The 18,697-nt window shown below is 56.5% G+C and carries 13 protein-coding genes; 7 read left to right on the top strand and 6 right to left on the bottom strand.

Annotation, left to right across the window (positions count from 1 at the left end):
* Positions 1–47: 47 nt before the first annotated feature.
* The gene (gene htpG / locus Q1K07_RS13520; RefSeq protein ID WP_300311724.1) at positions 48–1,952 is read left to right on the top strand and encodes a molecular chaperone HtpG; all 1,905 of its coding nucleotides are present in this window, start codon (positions 48–50) and stop codon (positions 1,950–1,952) included.
* 140 nt (positions 1,953–2,092) lie between these two features.
* On the opposite strand, the gene sstT is transcribed toward htpG, so the two are convergent.
* The 3 genes from sstT to trpB all read right to left on the bottom strand — a co-directional run bounded on the left by sstT (position 2,093) and on the right by trpB (position 5,739).
* Positions 2,093–3,316 (bottom strand): serine/threonine transporter SstT, encoded by a 1,224-nt coding sequence (gene sstT, locus Q1K07_RS13515; protein WP_300311722.1) that lies wholly within the window; start codon positions 3,314–3,316, stop codon positions 2,093–2,095.
* 359 nt (positions 3,317–3,675) lie between these two features.
* The gene (gene trpA / locus Q1K07_RS13510; protein WP_300311719.1) at positions 3,676–4,497 is read right to left on the bottom strand and encodes a tryptophan synthase subunit alpha; all 822 of its coding nucleotides are present in this window, start codon (positions 4,495–4,497) and stop codon (positions 3,676–3,678) included.
* 9 nt (positions 4,498–4,506) lie between these two features.
* Positions 4,507–5,739: a tryptophan synthase subunit beta gene (gene trpB, locus Q1K07_RS13505; RefSeq protein ID WP_300311716.1), complete on the bottom strand. Its 1,233-nt coding sequence runs from the start codon at positions 5,737–5,739 to the stop codon at positions 4,507–4,509.
* A 141-nt stretch (positions 5,740–5,880) separates the two neighbouring features.
* On the opposite strand from trpB, the gene Q1K07_RS13500 reads away from it, so the two are divergent.
* The 3 genes from Q1K07_RS13500 to Q1K07_RS13490 all read left to right on the top strand — a co-directional run bounded on the left by Q1K07_RS13500 (position 5,881) and on the right by Q1K07_RS13490 (position 9,976).
* Positions 5,881–6,885 (top strand): LysR family transcriptional regulator, encoded by a 1,005-nt coding sequence (locus Q1K07_RS13500; protein ID WP_300311713.1) that lies wholly within the window; start codon positions 5,881–5,883, stop codon positions 6,883–6,885.
* Positions 6,886–7,253: 368 nt separating this feature from the next.
* Complete coding sequence (locus Q1K07_RS13495) at positions 7,254–7,721, top strand: molybdopterin-dependent oxidoreductase (protein ID WP_300311710.1); 468 nt, start codon at positions 7,254–7,256, stop codon at positions 7,719–7,721.
* Between the two features lie 23 nt (positions 7,722–7,744).
* The gene (locus Q1K07_RS13490) at positions 7,745–9,976 is read left to right on the top strand and encodes an ATP-binding protein (protein ID WP_300311707.1); all 2,232 of its coding nucleotides are present in this window, start codon (positions 7,745–7,747) and stop codon (positions 9,974–9,976) included.
* A 238-nt stretch (positions 9,977–10,214) separates the two neighbouring features.
* On the opposite strand, the gene Q1K07_RS13485 is transcribed toward Q1K07_RS13490, so the two are convergent.
* The 3 genes from Q1K07_RS13485 to Q1K07_RS13475 form a co-directional block, all read right to left on the bottom strand.
* A complete protein-coding gene (locus Q1K07_RS13485) occupies positions 10,215–11,459 on the bottom strand; it encodes a threonine ammonia-lyase (RefSeq protein WP_300311704.1) in 1,245 nt (414 codons plus the stop codon).
* 157 nt (positions 11,460–11,616) lie between these two features.
* The gene (locus tag Q1K07_RS13480; RefSeq protein ID WP_300311701.1) at positions 11,617–13,683 is read right to left on the bottom strand and encodes an alkaline phosphatase family protein; all 2,067 of its coding nucleotides are present in this window, start codon (positions 13,681–13,683) and stop codon (positions 11,617–11,619) included.
* Positions 13,680–15,332: an FMN-binding glutamate synthase family protein gene (locus Q1K07_RS13475; RefSeq protein ID WP_300311696.1), complete on the bottom strand. Its 1,653-nt coding sequence runs from the start codon at positions 15,330–15,332 to the stop codon at positions 13,680–13,682. The genes Q1K07_RS13480 and Q1K07_RS13475 overlap by 4 nt, the downstream gene beginning before the upstream one ends.
* 62 nt (positions 15,333–15,394) lie before the next feature.
* On the opposite strand from Q1K07_RS13475, the gene Q1K07_RS13470 reads away from it, so the two are divergent.
* From Q1K07_RS13470 to Q1K07_RS13460, 3 genes are all read left to right on the top strand, one after another.
* Complete coding sequence (locus Q1K07_RS13470; protein ID WP_300311693.1) at positions 15,395–17,167, top strand: GMC family oxidoreductase N-terminal domain-containing protein; 1,773 nt, start codon at positions 15,395–15,397, stop codon at positions 17,165–17,167.
* A gap of 192 nt (positions 17,168–17,359) precedes the next feature.
* Positions 17,360–17,566, top strand: a complete 207-nt coding sequence (locus Q1K07_RS13465) for a cold-shock protein (protein WP_149285636.1) — start codon at positions 17,360–17,362, stop codon at positions 17,564–17,566.
* A gap of 299 nt (positions 17,567–17,865) precedes the next feature.
* Complete coding sequence (locus Q1K07_RS13460) at positions 17,866–18,543, top strand: alpha/beta fold hydrolase (RefSeq protein WP_149285635.1); 678 nt, start codon at positions 17,866–17,868, stop codon at positions 18,541–18,543.
* Positions 18,544–18,697: the final 154 nt, after the last annotated feature.

Below are 18,697 nucleotides of genomic sequence, written 5' to 3'. Positions count from 1 at the left end.
TGGTAGATATCTTGTTGTCAATCTTGTCGAAAGGGTTTTGAGCGATCATGACCACCGCTACTCATGAAGAGACATTAGGTTTTCAGACAGAGGTCAAGCAGCTCCTCCATCTGATGATTCATTCGCTGTATTCCAATCGCGAAATCTTCCTGCGGGAGCTGATTTCCAATGCTGCTGATGCCTGTGACAAGCTGCGTTATGCTGCGTTGGACAACGACGCCCTGTATGAGAATGACAGCGAACTGCGCATCGAGATCGAGCATGATGCCGAAGCCGGTACCATCACTATCCGTGATAACGGTATTGGCATGAATCGTGAAGACGTGATCAACAACCTGGGCACCATCGCCAAGAGTGGGACCGCTGAGTTTCTCAAGCAGCTTTCAGGCGAGCAGCAGAAAGATGCCAGGTTGATCGGTCAATTCGGAGTAGGTTTCTACTCTGGTTTCATCGTGGCCGATGAAATGACCGTGCGTACCCGCAAGGCTGGTGATGCGGCGGATACTGGCGTGGAGTGGCGCTCCAGGGGCGAAGGCGAATTCGTTGTCGCCGATATCGAACGCGAGAAGCACGGCACCGAGATCACGCTGCACCTGAAGAGTGATGCCAACGAGTTTGCCGACGACTTCCGTCTGCAGAATCTGGTGCGCAAGTATTCCGACCATATTGAAGTGCCGGTGCGCATGCCGCGTACCGAAAAGGCTCGGGATGATGAAGGCAATGAGGTGGAAGGCTCCGAGGTGACAACCTGGGAGAACGTCAATGAAGCTACGGCACTATGGGCACGCGCGAAGAGCGAAGTGTCCGATGACGAGTACAAGGCCTTCTACAAGCATGTTGCTCATGATTTCTCTGACCCGCTGACCTGGAGCCACAACAAGGTAGAAGGCAAGCTGGAATATACCAGCCTGCTCTACGTGCCTGGCCGGGCACCCTTCGATCTTTACGAGCGCGACGGTGCCCGTGGGGTGAAGCTGTATGTTCAGCGTGTGTTCATCATGGACGATGCCGAACAGTTCCTGCCGTTGTACCTGCGCTTTATCAAGGGGGTAGTGGATACTCGCGACCTGTCGCTCAACGTTTCCCGAGAGCTGCTGCAGCAGGATCCGCAGGTCGACAAGATCAAGTCTGCACTGACCAAGCGTGCCTTGGACATGCTCAAGAAGCTGGCCAAGGACAAGGACGCCTATCAGACCTTCTGGAATACCTTCGGTGCTGTCCTGAAGGAAGGTCCTGCAGAGGACTATGCCAACCGCGACAAGATTGCTGAGCTGCTGCGCTTCTCTACCACTCATACCAATAGCGCGACTCAGGATCAGTCCCTGGCGGATTACGTGGAGCGGATGAAGGAAGGGCAGGACAAGATCTACTACATCGTTGCTGATGGTTTCAATGCTGCCAAGAGCAGCCCGCATCTGGAAATCTTCCGCAAGAAGGGCATCGAAGTGGTGTTGTTGCATGACCGCATCGATGAGTGGTTGATGAGCCATCTGACCGAGTTCGATGGCAAGAAGCTGGTTGACGTGGCCAAAGGCGATCTCGACCTGGGCGAAGTAGAGAACGAAGAAGAGAAGAAGGCCCAGGAAGAAACAGCCAAGGCCAAGGAAGCACTGGTCAAGCGGGTCAAGGAAGCCCTGGGTGAAGACGTTCAGGAGGTCAAGATCACCTATCGCCTGACCGACTCTCCGGCGTGTGTCGTATTGCCCGAGCATGAGATGGGCTACCAGATGCGCCGCATCATGGAGGCTGCTGGGCAGAAGCTGCCAGAGGTCAAGCCGATTCTGGAACTGAACCCCGAACATGCCCTGGTGGATCGCCTCGAAGGGACTGAAGGAGAGCGTTTCGCTGACCTGGCGCGCATCCTGCTGGATCAGGCCATCATCGCTGAAGGTGGTCAGCTCGACGACCCCGCTGCCTACGTCAAGCGTCTGAACGCATTGCTGAGTGCATGAGGCGTTAAGGCAGATCTGTCTACCGCCAGCTTGAACGAACAACGCCACCCTTGAGGGTGGCGTTGTTCGTTTCAGCCGTCACTTCCCTGAGCTCATGAAAATGACGCTTGTAGTGGTCAACTAATCTCAGACAGGTCTTGTTACACCTTGTTTCCATCCTTCGCCCGACAGGCCGCAGCGGTGAACAGCACATCAGTGGAAGAGTTCAGAGCGGTCTCGGTGGAGTCCTGTACCACGCTGATGACAAAGCCGATGGCAACGACCTGCATGGCCACGTCGGCGTCGATACCAAACAGGGCCGCTGCCATGGGAATCAACAGCAGCGAACCACCGGCAACGCCGGATACACCACAGGCCGCCAGAGCAGAGACGATACACAGCAGCAGGGCGGTGGCGAAGTCCACACTGATACCGAGGGTGTGGGCGGCCGCCAGAGTGATTACGGTAATGGTGATGGCGGCGCCGGACATGTTGATCGTCGCGCCCAGCGGGATGGAGATGGAATAGGTATCGGCATGCAGGTTGAGGCGCTTGCACAGTTCCAGGTTGATCGGGATGTTGGCTGCGCTGCTACGGGTGAAGAAAGCCGTGATGGCGCTACCACGCAGGCAGGTGAAGACCAGAGGATATGGGTTCCGGCGAGTGGTCAGGAATACGATCAATGGATTGGTGACCAGGGCCACGAAGAGCATGCAGCCAACGATGATTCCGAGCAGCTGAGCATACTCGAGCAGAGCACCCATTCCGGAAGTGGCCAGTGTGCCGGCTACCAGTCCGAAGATACCGAGCGGGGCAAAGCGAATGACGAAGCGGACAATGCCTGACACGGCATCGGACAGGTCATTGATCAGCTTGCGGGTCGTATCGTTGGCATTGCGCAACATGATGCCCAGGCCCACGGCCCAGGCGAGGATGGCAACGAAGTTGCCTTCCATCAGCGCAGATACAGGGTTGTAGACCACGCTGAGCAGCAGATTCTTGAGAATCTCGATGACGCCACCGGGAGGATTGCCGCTGGCCTGGGAAACATCCAGCGATAGAGTAGTAGGAAAGGCAAAGCTGGCGATGACAGCGACCAGGGCGGCGACCAAGGTGCCGATGAGATACAGCACCAGCACGGAACGAATGTGGGTGGGTTGTCCTTTCTGGTGGTTGGCGATAGCCGCCATGACCAGCACGAACACCAGGATTGGCGCCACGGCTTTCAGCGCAGAAATGAAGATGTCGCCCAGCAGCGCGACAGACAGGGCTGCCTTGGGGGAAATCACTACCAGAATGATGCCACACAGAATGCCGATGGCGATTTGTGGAACCAGGCTGAGACGCAAGAGTGGCCGCAGCGGAGCAGCAAGAGTAGAGAACATGGGACTCTCTCGATGAGTGTGGTAGGTACTAGGAATACCTGCCTTCTGATGGGGCATTGAGTTGCGCGCCGTGTACAGAGCTTGAACCAGAACTTGAAGCCAGAGATTGAGTCAAGCAAAGCGCTGGTGCGCGAAGCGGCGCATTCTATCACCGAGAAAGTGGCTATGTGGATCGACTTAAGTTGTATCTATATAGGGAAAACACCCGTTTTTGATAAAAACTCCAGTGAAATAAGCCAATTGATGGTGATGAAAAGAGGGAAGTGTCCTGGTGAAATGCAAGCAGGCCAGGAGCTTTTAGCTCCTGGCCTGCTTTTAGACAGTGTCTGGGACTGTCAATTTTCCAAGGCTGGGTGGGGTCAGCCGCGGGCCGTCTTGAGTGCAGCGGCCAATTCAGCGGTCAGGGACTTGACCGCGGTGACACCAGCCTCGCGACTTTCCGCATTGGCGAGTGCTTCGACCAGAGCCGAACCCACCACCACTCCATCGGCGAAACGACCGATGGCACTAGCCTGTTCAGCGGTACGGATGCCAAAGCCTACGGCAATGGGAATGTCACTGTGCTGGCGGATACTGTCGACCTCGGCTTGTACGCGCTCGACGCTGGGAGCCTCGCCTCCCGTGACACCGGTGCTGGAGACGTAGTACAGGAAGCCTGAGGTGTTGGTCAGTACACCGGGCAGGCGTGCTGCATCGGTGGTGGGAGTCGCCAGACGAATGAAATTGAGCCCTGCCTTGGCAGCTGGCAGACACAGCTCGTCATCGTGCTCCGGTGGCAGGTCAACCACGATCAGTCCATCGACACCTGCCTCTCGTGCTTCGCCGACGAAGCGTTCCACGCCCCGGCGATAGATGGGATTGTAGTAGCCCATCAGCACGATCGGGATGTCATTGTTCTCACGGCGAAGCTCACGCACCATTTCCAGGGTCTTGTCCATGGTCTGGCCCGCTTCCAGTGCTCGCCGGGTGGCATGCTGGATGGCCTGGCCATCGGCCATGGGATCGGTGAAGGGCATACCCAGTTCGATGATATCGGCACCGGACTCGGCCAGGCCGCGAACTGCAGCCAAGCTGGTGGCGTAGTCAGGGTCCCCGGCGGCCAGGTAGGTTACCAAAGCAGCCCGATTCTCAGTCTGGACAGTAGCGAAGCGGCGTGCCAGGCGGTCTTGGGATATGGTCATGTCGATTCCTTACTGGCTGAGGCCGAGTTCGTCGGCCAATACGTGAGTCACGGTAGCCATGTCCTTGTCACCACGGCCGCTCAGGTTGACCACCATGATGTGATCGCTGGGCAGGCTTGGGGCCCGTCGAATCACTTCGGCCAGAGCATGGGAAGATTCGAGGGCTGGAATGATGCCTTCCAGACGACACAGCAAGGTAAAGGCATCCAGTGCCTCACGGTCGGTGGCAGAAACATATTCGGCGCGCCCAATCTGGTGCAACCAGGCGTGTTCAGGGCCAATGCCTGGATAGTCGAGGCCCGCGGAGATGGAATGAGCATCGCTGATCTGGCCTTCCTCGTCCTGGAGAAGGAAGGTGCGATTGCCATGCAATACACCCGGGTCCCCGCCACGCAGACTGGCCGCGTGCTTGCCGGTATCGATACCTTCGCCAGCCGCTTCAACGCCGATCAGAGCGACGTTCTCATCGTCGAGGAAGGGATGGAACAGGCCCATGGCATTGGAACCACCTCCAATGCAGGCCACCAGAGAGTCGGGGCCACGACCTTCCTTTTCCTGAAGCTGTTCGCGTACTTCTTCACCGATTACCGACTGGAAATCGCGGACCATGGCGGGATAGGGGTGAGGGCCGGCCACGGTGCCGATGATGTAGAAAGTATTGGCGACATTGGTCACCCAGTCGCGCAATGCTTCATTCATGGCATCCTTGAGCGTACCATCGCCGGCAGTCACAGGGATGACCTTGGCACCCAGCAACTGCATGCGTTGGACGTTGGGCTGCTGACGATGAATGTCCGTGCTGCCCATGTAGATGACGCATTCCAGGCCGAAGCGGGCTGCCACGGTGGCGGTGGCAACGCCATGCATGCCGGCCCCTGTCTCGGCAATGATGCGGGTCTTGCCCATTCGCCGGGCCAGCAGGATCTGGCCCAGTGCATTGTTGATCTTGTGGGCACCCGTATGCATCAGGTCTTCACGCTTGAGATAGATCTTGGCGCCACCCAGATGTTCACTAAGGCGGTCAGCGTGATACAGAGGACTCTGGCGGCCCACATAATCCCTGGACAAGGAAGACAGCTCCTCGGCAAAGGCGGGGTCCTGGCTAGCGTTCGCGTATTCTTGCTGCAGGTCGAGGATCAGTGGCATCAGCGTTTCGGCAACGAAGCGGCCGCCAAAGTCACCAAAGAAGCCGCGATCGTCGGGGCCATGCCGAAGGGACTGGGGGACGGTAGTCTGACTCATGCTCTGCTCCCTGAAGGAAAGTTCGTCTTGTCGATACCTTACCTCCGGAAGAGGCCAAGGAAAATCGATATAATGGAGATGATGTGTGAGAAAAACTCACAATAGATGACATGGTTCTTGCCCTGTGACCAGGAGTTCAATATGCCGCTACCACCTTCATCGGAGATGTTGCCGGATTTGCCTCATTTACCCTCGCTCAAGGCATTGCAAGCCTTTGATGCAGCGGCTCGTTGCGACAGTCTATCCCGAGCCGCAGACTTGCTGCATGTCACCCATGGGGCTGTGAGTCGTCAGGTTCGGCAGTTGGAAGAGCAAATGGGGGTGCGCTTGTTCGAACGCTCCGGCCGTGGGCTGGTGCTGACTGCTGCGGGAAGAGAGCTGGCTACGGCAACGCGTCATCATCTGGAAGGTCTGGCACGGGTCTGTCGCGAGCTTTCCCGAGGGGATGCCGAAACACCTTTCGTGCTCAGTTGTCCTGGGTCATTCCTGGCTCGCTGGTTCATTCCACGCATGGCGCGGCTCAAGCAGGCATTGCCTCAACTGGAACTCCATCTCACGGCAAGTGATGACGTCAGCCAACTGCGTCCTGGCGTCGATGCTGTACTGCGTTTTCAGCAGCCCCCTTTCGGTGGCGATGATGGTCACACACTGCAGATTCTTGGCCCGGAGCGCATCGGGCCAGTGTTGCGCCCAGGACAATGGCCCCAGATTGATCGGGATAGTGGCAGTTGGCCTCCTGCACAGCATGTGCTGTTCGAACTTCCCTTGCTGCATACACGGTCACGTCCTGATGCCTGGCTGGACTGGTGCACTCAGCAGGACATGGACGCCTCGCGACTGACCCAGGCCCAAGGGTTCGATCATCTCAGTTATCTGCTGGAAGCCACCCTGGTCGGTCTAGGGGTGGGGATAGCGCCAGACTATCTGGTTGAAGAGGACTTGCGCAGTGGCCGCCTTATTGCACCTTGGGGGTTCGTTGCCACTGAGGCACACCTGGTGCTGGCCTTGCCTGGAAACGAGGCCTCTCCGCGACACCCGCTATCCATGGCACTGGCGGAGTGGCTGACCAAGGAACTTTCTTCTCAGGTGACTGAAGAAGAACATGGTGCAAGACCAGATGATGGCCCAGGACACTATGCATCATGACACCAAGCATCATGACACCAAGCACCATAACACCACGCATCATGATCGCAATGACAAGGCCTCCGTACCACTTGGAAATTCATCATTAGAAAATAGCCATTAGAAACATATTGATTCAGGTCGAGAATACAGGAAGGATGGGCGCTCTCTCAGAAGTATCGGCTTTACTACCTCGCAAGAGAGGGGGCGCTATGATGTCGAGTACGCTTTTCTTATGAGAGAGGGGCTCGAAAAAAACGCGCTGTTGTTCATTCTTCTGGATGACATTAGCATTAAGTTACAATTCGGCATTTCATTTACGCTGATGGATGGAGCGTATGCTTGGATGGCGGTGGGGCTGCATGCTCCTATGGGCGTGGTTTGGAGGAATGTCACTGGCTCAGGCGCTGGAAGCACCGTCCGGCCCTGTGTTATTGAAAGTGACAGGTGACATCGAGATCACCAATGTCGATGATGAAGCCCATTTTGATAGGGCCATGCTCGAAGCCTTGCCCCAGCATGAGACGCGTACTCATCTTCCTTGGTATGACGGTCGTTCGGTCTACCGAGGGCCGCTGCTTCGTGATCTGTTATCAGCGGTGGGTAGTACAGGATCCCTGCTTCGCGTTTCTGCCCTTAATGACTATGTTTCGGAAATTCCGGTCAGTGACGCGATGGAACATGATGTCATCCTTGCCATGTCCCGTGATGGTGTTCCTATGCGGGTGAGGGATCAGGGGCCGTTGTTCGTGATCTATCCTTTTGATGACTTCCCTGAACTGTATACCGAGGTTTATCTGCATCGGTCTGTTTGGCAGGTCTCGTCCATTGATGTGCGTCGAAGTTCGAGACCATGAGAGAAAAAGACACAGGGCCTGCCATGTCCTCATTTCCCTTGAGGTTCCGAGTTTCTGCCATTGCGGCAGTGCTGTTCTTTGTTGCGGCACTGGTGGCGGGGGGCTTGACGCTTGATCGGCAGCAGGACCTGATGCATCGAGCACTGGATACCCTGAGCTGGAATCTCTACCAGTTCGATCGCTCTGTCCATGATTTGCGCATCAAGGCGCTGGAAACGACACCAGAGAATGTCGAGCCTCTGGTGCTGGCATATGACATCACTTATGGCCGCAGCCAGTTGATGCATCAAGGCCAGACGCGACGATTCATGACCGAGCTATATCGGGATACCAGCTGGTCGGCGAAGGTCGAGCAGCTGGTCGTGTCGCTGGAACCACTGATGGAATCTCTGGATTCTGGCGAGAAAGCCTTCGACGAGGAAGTTCGCCAGACCCTGTTATCGTCCCTGACAAAGCTGCAGCAAGCTACGCGGGAAATGCTGCTGGAGCACACCATCACGGTTGCCAAGTTGCGTAGTGATGATAGCCGGGCGATGTTGCACCTGTATGCCGTTGTGCTGGCGTGCATCGTGCTGATCATGCTGGCTGGCAGTGCGCTGGTTGTGCTGCTGATTCGCGAAGCACGTGGCCATACCCTCAAGGCGGAGTTGCTGGAGGCGCAGTCCCAGGCATTACGAGAAGCGGTGCAACAGGCCGAGGCTACCAGCCGTGCCAAGTCCGATTTCATGGCGATGGTGAGTCATGAGATGCGGACACCTCTCAGTGGTGTCATTGGCATGACCGACCTGATCAAGGATGAGCCGCTTAGTGAAGAGGGGCGGCATTATGTTGAAAGCCTGGAGGCCAGTGCCAAGGGGCTACATACGGTGATCAATGATGTCCTCGACTATACCCGCATCGAAGCTGGGCACATGGGTATTGAGGATGTCCCTTTTAGTCTGGTGCAGATGCTGAACCAACTGGCTCAGGGTTACCGCATCAGTTCGAGCGACAAGGTTCAGTTTCTCATGCGCTTGGCGCCGCGTCTGCCCGAATGTGTGAAGGGGGATGAGCATCGCTTGCGGCAGGTATTGATGAACCTGCTCGACAACGCCTTCAAGTTCACCGATCAAGGCTTTGTCATGTTACGGGTGACCCAGGTGGATGCCCGAGGCATCTCTTTTGTCGTTTATGACACAGGCTGTGGCATTGGCGAGCAAGATCTGGGGCATATCTTCGAGCCTTTCCAGCAGGTCGATAGCGTGATGACACGGCGTCATGAGGGATCTGGCCTGGGGTTGGCGATTGCTCGACGTCTGGTGCAGGCCATGGGGGGCGAGTTACTCGTGGATAGCCAGGTGGGGAGTGGCAGTCGCTTCTGGTTCGAGCTTCCCTTGGCGAGTTGCGAGGAAGAGTGCCGTGAAGCGGAACAAGAAGGAATGCAAACTGACCTGCCGGCACCTCATCATGTGCTGGTGGTAGAAGATAATGCCGCCAATCGCGAGTTGATGGCAGCGATGCTGTCACGCCTCGGGCAATCATCCGAACTGGTGAGCAGTGGCGAGCAGGCGTTGGCAGTGTTGAGTGAGCGTTCCTTTGACATGGTGTTCATGGATCTGCAGATGTCGGGCATGGATGGTATCGAAACTGCACGCCGATGGCGGATGCTGGAGCGCCAGAACCATGCACAAGGTACCACTGTGCCGATGATAGCAGTGACGGCCAACATCCTTCCCGAGCACCGCCAAGCAAGCGTTGAGGCAGGCATGGACGATATGATCAGCAAGCCCTTTACGCGTAAGGAACTGAGCAGTGTGCTCCAGCGTTATCCTTCACATGTCTATGCGAGATTGACAGCAGGCAGCGCCTTGTCCGAAGTGTCGCGAGAAGGACAGTGCCATGAGCCGGAGGAAGGCGAGGAGATATCGGCCATGACACTGAATGAGCTACGTTCGATGATGTCGGCTGATGCCTTGCAACGCATGGTGCATGACTACTTGGCCCATTACCCGGTACGCCTGGCGCGTATGCGCATCGCGATAGAGGGTGGCGATTGCAAGGCGCTTGGGGATGAGGCGAACAGGCTGAACAATGCCTCGGCCACGCTGGGGTGCACAGCCATCATGCGAGCAGCAATAAAGCTGAAACACATGGCGGTGGACAATAAGTCAGCGGAGCAACTGACAGCCGAGGTGGATGAATTGGAGCGGCACGAAGAGCGGGTCAGGGAGGCCTGGCGCAAGGCCGGGTTGCTGGAGAACTTTCGACCGGTCTGAGTGCTGCATCATCTCCCTGGCATGATACGGGCCCTGGCGGTTGCAGCCAGGGCCCGGTTTTTGATCACAACACGCCCATAGTGATAACGCACTCATGATGACAGGCTTCTTGCCGGCTGATCTGTGCTTGCCGTGTCTATGTCTTCTAGCACCTATGTCTTCTAGTACCTGTGTCTTCTAGTACCTTCGTGCGAGGTCTCCCGACACCATGGGTGTGTGCAAGGGAGACATGGAAGCATCATGAACGCTGTCCCCAGCGTTCGTCCGGGTGAATCTCATTGGCGGGCAATACCGGATCGTAGCCTTCTGCACGCAGCGCTTCGATTACCTCTCTGGTGTGCTCGCTTCCCAGCGTTTCCAGGGTTGCTTCGACTTCCGTTGCTCTCAGTGACAGGTCAGTGAATGTACGCTGATGGGCGATATGGACGACATTGGCACGCTGATTGGCCAGCAGCAGGGTGAGTTCCGACAGTGCTCCCGGGACATCAGGGATTCCGACTCGAACACGTACGATCCTGCCTGAGCGTACCAGGCCGCGTTGGATGACCGACGAGAGTGCCTGCATGTCGATGTTGCCACCGCTGAGCACCAGGCCTACCTTGCGGCCCCGGAAGCGTTCAGGTTGACTGAGAACCGCTGCCAGCCCTGCTGCTCCTGCTCCTTCTGCAACGGTTTTCTCGATTTCCAGCAGCATCAGGATGGCACGTTCGAGGTCGGCTTCGCTGGCCAGCAATATGTCGCTGACATGCTCGTTCACCAAAGCCCTGGTGAGATTGCCTGGTTGTTTTACGGCAATGCCTTCAGCGACGGTGACTCGTCCACAATGCACTGGTTCTCCAGCGAGCGCCTGCTTCATTGCCGGGAAGCGTTCGCTCTGCACACCCATGATGTCGATATCGGGCTTGATGCCCTTGGCCGCCACTGCGTTGCCGCCAATCAATCCGCCACCACCGATAGGAAGCACGAGGCAGTCCAGTTCGGGAGTATCCTCCAGCATTTCTACTGCGATGGTTCCTTGTCCGGCGATGATGCGAGGATCATCGTAAGGGTGGACGAAGACATAGCCGTGCTGTGCTGCCAGGCGTTGAGCATAGGCGCCTGCTTCATCCACACCGTCGCCTTGCAGATGCACCTCGGCACCAAAGGCACGGGTATTGCTTACCTTGAGGTTGGGGGTGTGGCGAGGCATCACGATAATGGCTTTGATTCCAAGGCGGGAGGCGTGATAGGCCACAGCCTGAGCGTGGTTGCCGGCAGACATGGCAATCACGCCTCTTGAGCGCTGCTCTGGACTGAGGGAAAGCAGGTGGTTGAGTGCTCCGCGCTCCTTGAAAGCCGCTGTGAACTGGTGATTCTCGAACTTGATATACAGTTCGCACCCGGCGAGGCGGGATAACGTCGCCGAGTATAGGCAAGGTGTGCGAACCAGGTGGCCAGCGGTGGCTTCGGCCGCCTGGCGGACATCATCAAGAGTGACCGTCATCTGGGTGCTTCCATGACCATGATTGACTGAAATCGTCGGGATCGCCGACGTGATTCGGCCTTCCATAATGCATTAGTCAGCACAGTGGGGCTATCAGCTTTGCGACCTGCTTTGTTACCGGTTGGTGATAGAGCCGGGGGCCGCAGATCCCGCTTGATCAGTCATGTTGGTGTGGTTGAGGGAAGATCACCTCGAAGCCTCGCGCATCCAACTGACGGATCTCTGCAGGACTGCCATCTTCGGCCAGCTCGATCAGGCCAATGCCTGGGCCATTCCACAGGCGCTCGCCTGCTTTGGCGCGGTCTGGGTCCCTGGGGCGAATGGCCATGGGGCGACGCTTGGTGAACCAGTTCATGGGTGAGCGTGGTGAAAACAGCCAGCGATTGAGGCGGTCCAGTACATCCAGCAAGGTGTCGGGGAAGCTGTTCTTGAGCCCGCTGGAAGTGACCTGCCACAGTCTTGGGCCACCATGGCGATGACGAATGCGGATATCGTAGACGAAGGAGTAGTGCACGTCTCCCGACAGGACAACGTAGTGTCCAGGCGTGCGCGAGTGCCGGAAGATGTTGAGCATCACGCTGGCGGCACCGCGGTGGGCCATCCAGTTCTCGGCATCGACCATCAGTGGCTTGCCGGCAAAAGTGAACAGGGACTGAATGACTTCAATCAGCTTGACACCGAACATGGGGGCAGGAGAGACAATCACCACGGAAGGTGAATCAAGCAACTGTTGCTGGAAGTCGGACAAGGCCTCCCAGTCCAGCAGACCAGAGGGGCGTTTCGGATTGCGTTCACTCCTCCAGCGCCGAGTGCGAGTATCCAGCACGACCAGCTTGGGAGTGCCTGATACCTCATATTCCCAACCTTCGAACTTCAGCAGGTGCTGGATCACCGTGTCCTGCATTGCTGCGTTCAGCCAACCGGCAGCATGTTCGCTAGTGTGCGCTGAGCCGCCCTCAGACCCAGAATGCGTGCTATCCGAGAAGCTCGTGCCATCTGAATGTTCCTTGGCATCGTTCAGCAGATGAGCAACCTCCGCCAGGGGATCAGCCAGCTTGTCGGGGGCATTGCCCCATCCCTGGCAAAGCAGGTAGCCGAGCAGGGCATTGCCGATGATGCGCTTGGAAAATGGGTGCCCATAAGCCGTGGCTTCCCAGTCGGCTGTCAGATTCCAGTCGTCGGTGATGTCGTGGTCGTCGAAGATCATCAGGCTGGGCAACTGCGCCATCACGCGGGCCACCTGGGGCAGGGACGCTGCAAAACTGTCGATGATCTTGCGTTCTCGTTCGAACGTGTCGCGGTGATCGTCATCCAATGCTGGGCGCTTTATGTCCACCAGGCGCCAGGGCGTGGGGGACCACACCAGCAAGTACATGGCAATGACTTCAGCGAAGGTGATCAGGTGGTTGCCAGCATGGTCCGAAGTGAATACGGGCTTGCGCACACCACTGAAAAAGCTCTTGCGCACGCCTTCAGCATCAGGGAGCAGGTGTTGGCGTCGGTAATAGCTTTGCTGGTCGGCGTAGAGTTCCTGGCTATTGGTAATGGTTGCGCCGTCCAGCTCCTCATCAAACAGTCCCAGGCGTCGGATCAGAGCGTGGATGGCGGCCAGCATGGGACCAGCGACATCATCGGCATAGACCTGATCGCCGGTAAGCAATAGCCAGCGGGGCCTGGCGTCTGGAGTATCAAGGTGCCTTTCCAGCCAGCCATCCACATGCGCGAGGCCGTCGGGACCCTGGTAATGGGGTTTACGGCAGGATCCATGCAACAGCCTGCGTTGCTGGGCGGTAATCACGAAGGCGGGACGTGGTTGTCCCGGGTAGCAAAGGTGCGGTGCCCAATCGGCGATTCCCCCTTTGTCTCCTCCCTCTTTGTCGACTCCCTCCAGGCCGCGCAACCTGAGATCGTATTCGATGTACCGATCCTGGGGCAGCGGGTCTTCCAATTCCACCTCGATCAGAGAGAGGTAGGCATAGCGACCCAAGGGAAGTACACGGCAGTGGTCATCGCCCAGTACCAGCTGCTGCATGGGATCGCCTTGCGGGCCAATCTCCAGGCTCATCTCCATCCGTTGGCTGGTGACCAGCCACAGGCATAACCGCTCACTGTTCAGGCGGCGGAGAATCGGGCCCGCCAGAACATCTGGCAGGTCGTTGTCTGACGGGGAGATATGGGCTGTGGAAGTGTTCGACTGGGGTTCCTGGGTCTGTGTTGATATCACTTCAGTTTCGTCTCCCTCAGACGAATCAAGGCGGTGGGGGCATCAAAACGATCAGCGCTGGCGATATCCCAGAACTCATTGTAGAGGGGATGATCCTTGGCTCCACCATTGAGCAGTTCGTCGGGTTCCAGCAGGTTGAGCAGACTGATATAGGGGCGGGCATGACCATCTTCAAGGCGACGGATAATGTGTTCAGGACCGAGTTCGCCAGGATGGGTCAGGCCTGCTGCTTCGAGCAACTCGCGCAGGGCATGCAAGGTGTTGGTATGGAAGTTGTACACGCGTGATGCCTTGTCCTCGATATCCAGACGGCTGCTACGGGTGGTGTCCTGGGTGGCTACGCCACTTGGGCAGCGGTCATTATGGCAGCTCTGGGCCTGGATACAGCCCAGTGAAAACATGAAGCCACGTGCCATGTTGACCCAATCTGCGCCCAGAGCCAAGGTGCGGCAGATATCGAAAGCGCTGATGATCTTGCCGCTGGCACCAATGCGGATGTGCTTGCGCAATCCTGCGCCTACCAGAGTGTTATGCACCAGGTTGAGTGCATCGTTGAGGGGCATGCCAAGTCGGTTGATGAACTCCAGCGGGGCAGCCCCCGTACCTCCCTGGCCGCCGTCGACGATGATGTAGTCTGGATGGTCATTGCATTCCCGCATTGCCTTGACCATGGCGAACCACTCCCAGGGATGGCCAATGGCCAACTTGACCCCGACGGGTTTTCCACCAGAAAGTTCTCGCAGGGTCTGGATGAAAGCGATCATCTCTCGTGGAGTGGAAAATTCCGAGTGAGAGGATGGTGATACGACATCATGCCCCATCGGGACACCACGCGTCGTGGCAATTTCCGCTGTCACCTTGGCGGCCGGCAGGATGCCACCGTGGCCCGGCTTGGCTCCTTGGGACAGTTTGATCTCGATCATCTTGACTTCATCCCGCTGGGCATTGATGCGGAATTTTTCGGGATCAAAGCCACCATCTTCGCGACGACAGCCGAAATAGCCAGAGCCCAGTTGCCAGACCAGGTCACCACCACGCAGGTGGTAGGGGGAAATCGAACCTTCCCCTGTGGTGTGATAGAAGCCCCCTCGCTTTGCTCCTTCATTCAGAGCACTGATGGCGTTGGGAGACAGGGCACCGAAGCTCATCGCCGAGATGTTCACCACGCTGACGTCATAGGGTCTGGCGCGATCTTCACCTACCCTGATGCGGAAGTCGTGATCCTCGATGTGCGTTGGAGTCAAGGATGGGCTCATCCACTCGTAACCTGGCTGATTCATGTCACGCAAGGAGCCAAACGGTTTCTTGTCGACGGTATTCTTGGCCCGGTTGTAGACCAGGTTGCGCTGCTCCCGGGAAAAGGGCACTTCGTCAGTGTCGGCTTCGATGAAGTACTGGCGGAACTCTGGACCAATGGACTCCAGGAAGTAGCGCATATGAGCAAGAATCGGATAGTTGCGGCTTACCGTGCGTTTGCGTTGCCGGATGTCAAAGGTGCCGAGAATGGCAAGTCCACCGAATATCACGACTCCCAACCACCACCACGCTGAGAAGCCAAGCCCGACAAGACTGACGACAGTTCCTGCGATGCTCAGCGCATAAGCGCTATATCGAACAGGGAATGCGCTGAGAATAGGTAAGGCAGACATCCAAGTCTCCTGATATATGTTCTGAGACGGTCCGAATATAAGCATAACGGAGCCACAAGCCCATGACGGTATCGCCAGACAACCCCGCTACGCCTTGTTTTAGTGAAAACAGCTTTAATGAAAACAGCCTTGATGAAAACAGTTTTGATGGCGTGATTTTCGATTACATCATCATCGGTGCTGGAAGTGCCGGTTGCCTGTTGGCCAAGCGTCTGTCCGAGGACCCCCATACCTCGGTGCTGCTCATAGAAGCCGGGGGACGAGACAACTATCCCTGGATTCATATCCCGGTGGGATATTTATACTGCATCGATAACCCACGCACAGACTGGCGTTTCCGCACTGTTCCGACACCGGGGCTCAATGGTCGTTCACTGTTGTACCCGCGTGGTCGCACTCTGGGTGGCTGTTCCAGCATAAATGGCATGATCTACATGCGTGGACAGGCGCGTGACTATGATCATTGGGCAGAAATGACCGGAGATCCCGTGTGGCGCTGGGAGGCATGCCTGGAAGATTTCAAGCGTCATGAAGATCACTATCGGCTCGACCCTGGTGCCGATGGTGATGTCGAGCACCAGCGCTTTCATGGCCATGGCGGGGAGTGGCGTATCGAGCGTCAGCGTTTTTCCTGGCAAGTACTGGATGATTTCGCTGCAGCGGCACAGGAAGCTGGTGTTCCAGCAACAGAGGATTTCAATCGCGGCGATAATGAAGGGGTCGACTACTTTGAAGTCAATCAGCGTTCAGGTTGGCGCTGGAATACTGCCAAGGCCTTTCTACGGGATGCACTTGCACGACCCAATCTGACTCTATGGCATTCCAGCATGGTGGAAAGACTGTTGTTTGAGACGACATCAGGGGATGCGTCAGATACCAGGAAAGCAGATGACCCAGAGAGTGATCAACAGCTCCGATGTAGGGGGGTCCGTGTGCGGCATGCCGGCAAGACTAGGGCGATACGTGCCAACCGCGAAGTTGTGCTGAGCGCGGGTGCCATTGGTTCGCCCCAGTTGTTGCAACTATCCGGAATAGGCCCCCGGAAACTGCTTGAGCAGTACGAAATTCCGGTGCTCAAGGAGGCTCCCGGTGTCGGGGAAAACCTGCAGGACCATCTGCAGTTGCGTGCAGTCTATCGACTCAGTGATGCGAAGACTCTCAATACCATGGCCAACTCTGTCTGGGGCAAGATGCGCATTGCCTGGGACTATCTGGTCAAGCGCACAGGGCCCATGAGCATGGCGCCTTCACAACTGGGAATATTTACGCGTAGCAGTGAGGATCAGCCATGGCCCAATCTGGAATTTCATGTTCAACCCCTGAGCCTGGAAGCGTTCGGGCAACCTCTGCATGATTTCCCCGCCATCACTGCCAGTGTGTGCAATCTCAACCCTACCAGCCGGGGCTCGGTCCGAATTCAGAGCACCGACCCTTCCCAAGCTCCGAAAATTGCACCGAACTATCTATCAACGAAGGAAGATCGCAAGGTGGCTGCGGACTCATTGCGAGTGGTCCGGCGCATCGTGCAGCAGGCGGCATTCGCACACTACTCTCCTCAGGAGATGAAACCCGGAACGGATTTTCAGAGTGACGAGGAGCTTGCCAGGGTCGCGGGAGACATTGGCACCACGATTTTTCATCCTGTAGGCACTGCGGTCATGGGCAGGAGAGAAGACCCTATGGCCGTGGTAGACTCTCACTTGCGGGTCCATGGGGTCAGTGGTCTGAGAGTGGTGGATGCTAGTGTGATGCCGACCATCGTATCCGGAAATACGAATTCGCCAACGCTGATGATTGCTGAAAAAGCGGCGGTTTGGATCAAGCGAGGAGTGTAATGTCTATGTCATGGTGAGCAAATATGTTGACGTAGGCGCCAGGACAGCGCATGCTGGTCGCAGTTGGTTGGCAAGTTGAACATCTCAGTGGTCATCGAAGCTCTTGCATCGGTTTCCCGGGAAAGGTTTCTTGTTTTACCCACTGCTACTCGGGTATTTCCCGGCAATTCAAAGTGATACGAGGATTCGTAAATGGCTACTGGTACAGTCAAGTGGTTCAATGACGCTAAAGGTTTCGGTTTCATCTCTCCGGACGACAACGGTGACGACCTGTTCGCTCACTTCTCCGAAATTCAAGCGGACGGCTTCAAGTCTCTGCAGGACGGTCAGAAGGTCTCCTTCGACGTCACTCAGGGCAAGAAAGGCCTCCAGGCTTCCAACATCAAGCTCATCGACTAAATTCGATAAATCGGCACGACTGCTAGCGGATTGATATTTCTCTAGCAATTCTTATGTGTCGATGCTTGATGGAATAGCTTGAAAATCAAAAGGCTCGCTTCGGCGGGCCTTTTGTATTTCTGGGATTTCTGATTCCATGACTTCTGGTTTTTCATGGCTCGTTTCTTCATGGTCCTGTATGGATGATTGGTACGGCCCGGCTATACAGCAGTTGTTGTCATGCTGATACTGTTGTTTCGATCATGTGAGACGTGACGTGAAGCCATCTCACTTTATGGCACTAGCTGAGAGAGAAAAGAATGAGTGACAAGGACCAACTGGTCATTGAACCTCTGGATGGTCGTGCTGATGCATGCATGATCATCCTGCATGGATTGGGCGCTGACGGTCGGGATTTCGAACCCATTGTCCCTATGCTTCCACGCCCGGACTTCGCCAGGGTGCGCTTCATCTTGCCCCATGCTCCGCGTCTACCCGTCACTGTCAATGGTGGCATGGTCATGCCTGCCTGGTATGACATTCTTGAGATGAACCTCAACCGTCGGGTCGACGAGGCTCAACTGCGTAGCTCTGCAGAACGTATCCAAGGGGTGATTCGCGATCAGATCGAAGAGGGCATCGATAGTCGTCGCATTCTGCTGGTGGGGTTCTCTCAAGGTGGTGCCGTTGCCTACGAGGCCGCGTTGAGCTTCGAACGTCCCCTGGGAGGCTTGCTGGCACTGTCGACTTACTTCGCCACTGTGGATTCCATTGTGCTCAACGAGGCCAATCGGAGCCTGCCCATTGAGGTGCATCATGGCAGTATGGACCCAGTTGTACCCGAGTCCCTTGGACGTGAGGCTCATGCGAAGCTGCAGCAATTGGGCTATGGCGCCAGCTACCGCCAGTATCCCATGGCTCATGCAGTATGCCCCCAGCAGATCGCTGACATAGGTGCCTGGATGAGTGAGCGACTGAGTCCGAAGGAAAAAAGCTGATTCTGAAACCTCCAAGTCTGAAAAACCAAGTCAGGCAAATTGGGCCTATCAGAGAGCTTGTCACGCCATGTCCTCTTCAAGCGTTAGCTCCTCGTTGAACCTAGATCATGGAAATGAGGAAGCTGTCTGAGCGAGTCGCCATGGCGTGTCCTAA

This window comes from Halomonas sp. (assembly GCF_029263665.1).
Classification (GTDB): Bacteria; Pseudomonadota; Gammaproteobacteria; order Pseudomonadales; family Halomonadaceae; genus Halomonas.
This window is presented reverse-complemented; position numbering and strand designations above follow the sequence as displayed.

Excerpts from the sequence above, each read along its gene's own strand:
- htpG (WP_300311724.1), top strand. The coding sequence starts at position 48 with ATGACCACCGCTACTCATGAAGAGACATTAGGTTTTCAGACAGAGGTC.
- sstT (WP_300311722.1), bottom strand. The coding sequence starts at position 3,316 with ATGTTCTCTACTCTTGCTGCTCCGCTGCGGCCACTCTTGCGTCTCAGC.
- trpA (WP_300311719.1), bottom strand. The coding sequence starts at position 4,497 with ATGACCATATCCCAAGACCGCCTGGCACGCCGCTTCGCTACTGTCCAG.
- trpB (WP_300311716.1), bottom strand. The coding sequence starts at position 5,739 with ATGAGTCAGACTACCGTCCCCCAGTCCCTTCGGCATGGCCCCGACGAT.
- Q1K07_RS13500 (WP_300311713.1), top strand. The coding sequence starts at position 5,881 with ATGCCGCTACCACCTTCATCGGAGATGTTGCCGGATTTGCCTCATTTA.
- Q1K07_RS13495 (WP_300311710.1), top strand. The coding sequence starts at position 7,254 with ATGTCACTGGCTCAGGCGCTGGAAGCACCGTCCGGCCCTGTGTTATTG.
- Q1K07_RS13490 (WP_300311707.1), top strand. The coding sequence starts at position 7,745 with ATGTCCTCATTTCCCTTGAGGTTCCGAGTTTCTGCCATTGCGGCAGTG.
- Q1K07_RS13485 (WP_300311704.1), bottom strand. The coding sequence starts at position 11,459 with ATGACGGTCACTCTTGATGATGTCCGCCAGGCGGCCGAAGCCACCGCT.
- Q1K07_RS13475 (WP_300311696.1), bottom strand. The coding sequence starts at position 15,332 with ATGTCTGCCTTACCTATTCTCAGCGCATTCCCTGTTCGATATAGCGCT.
- Q1K07_RS13470 (WP_300311693.1), top strand. The coding sequence starts at position 15,395 with ATGACGGTATCGCCAGACAACCCCGCTACGCCTTGTTTTAGTGAAAAC.
- Q1K07_RS13465 (WP_149285636.1), top strand. The coding sequence starts at position 17,360 with ATGGCTACTGGTACAGTCAAGTGGTTCAATGACGCTAAAGGTTTCGGT.
- Q1K07_RS13460 (WP_149285635.1), top strand. The coding sequence starts at position 17,866 with ATGAGTGACAAGGACCAACTGGTCATTGAACCTCTGGATGGTCGTGCT.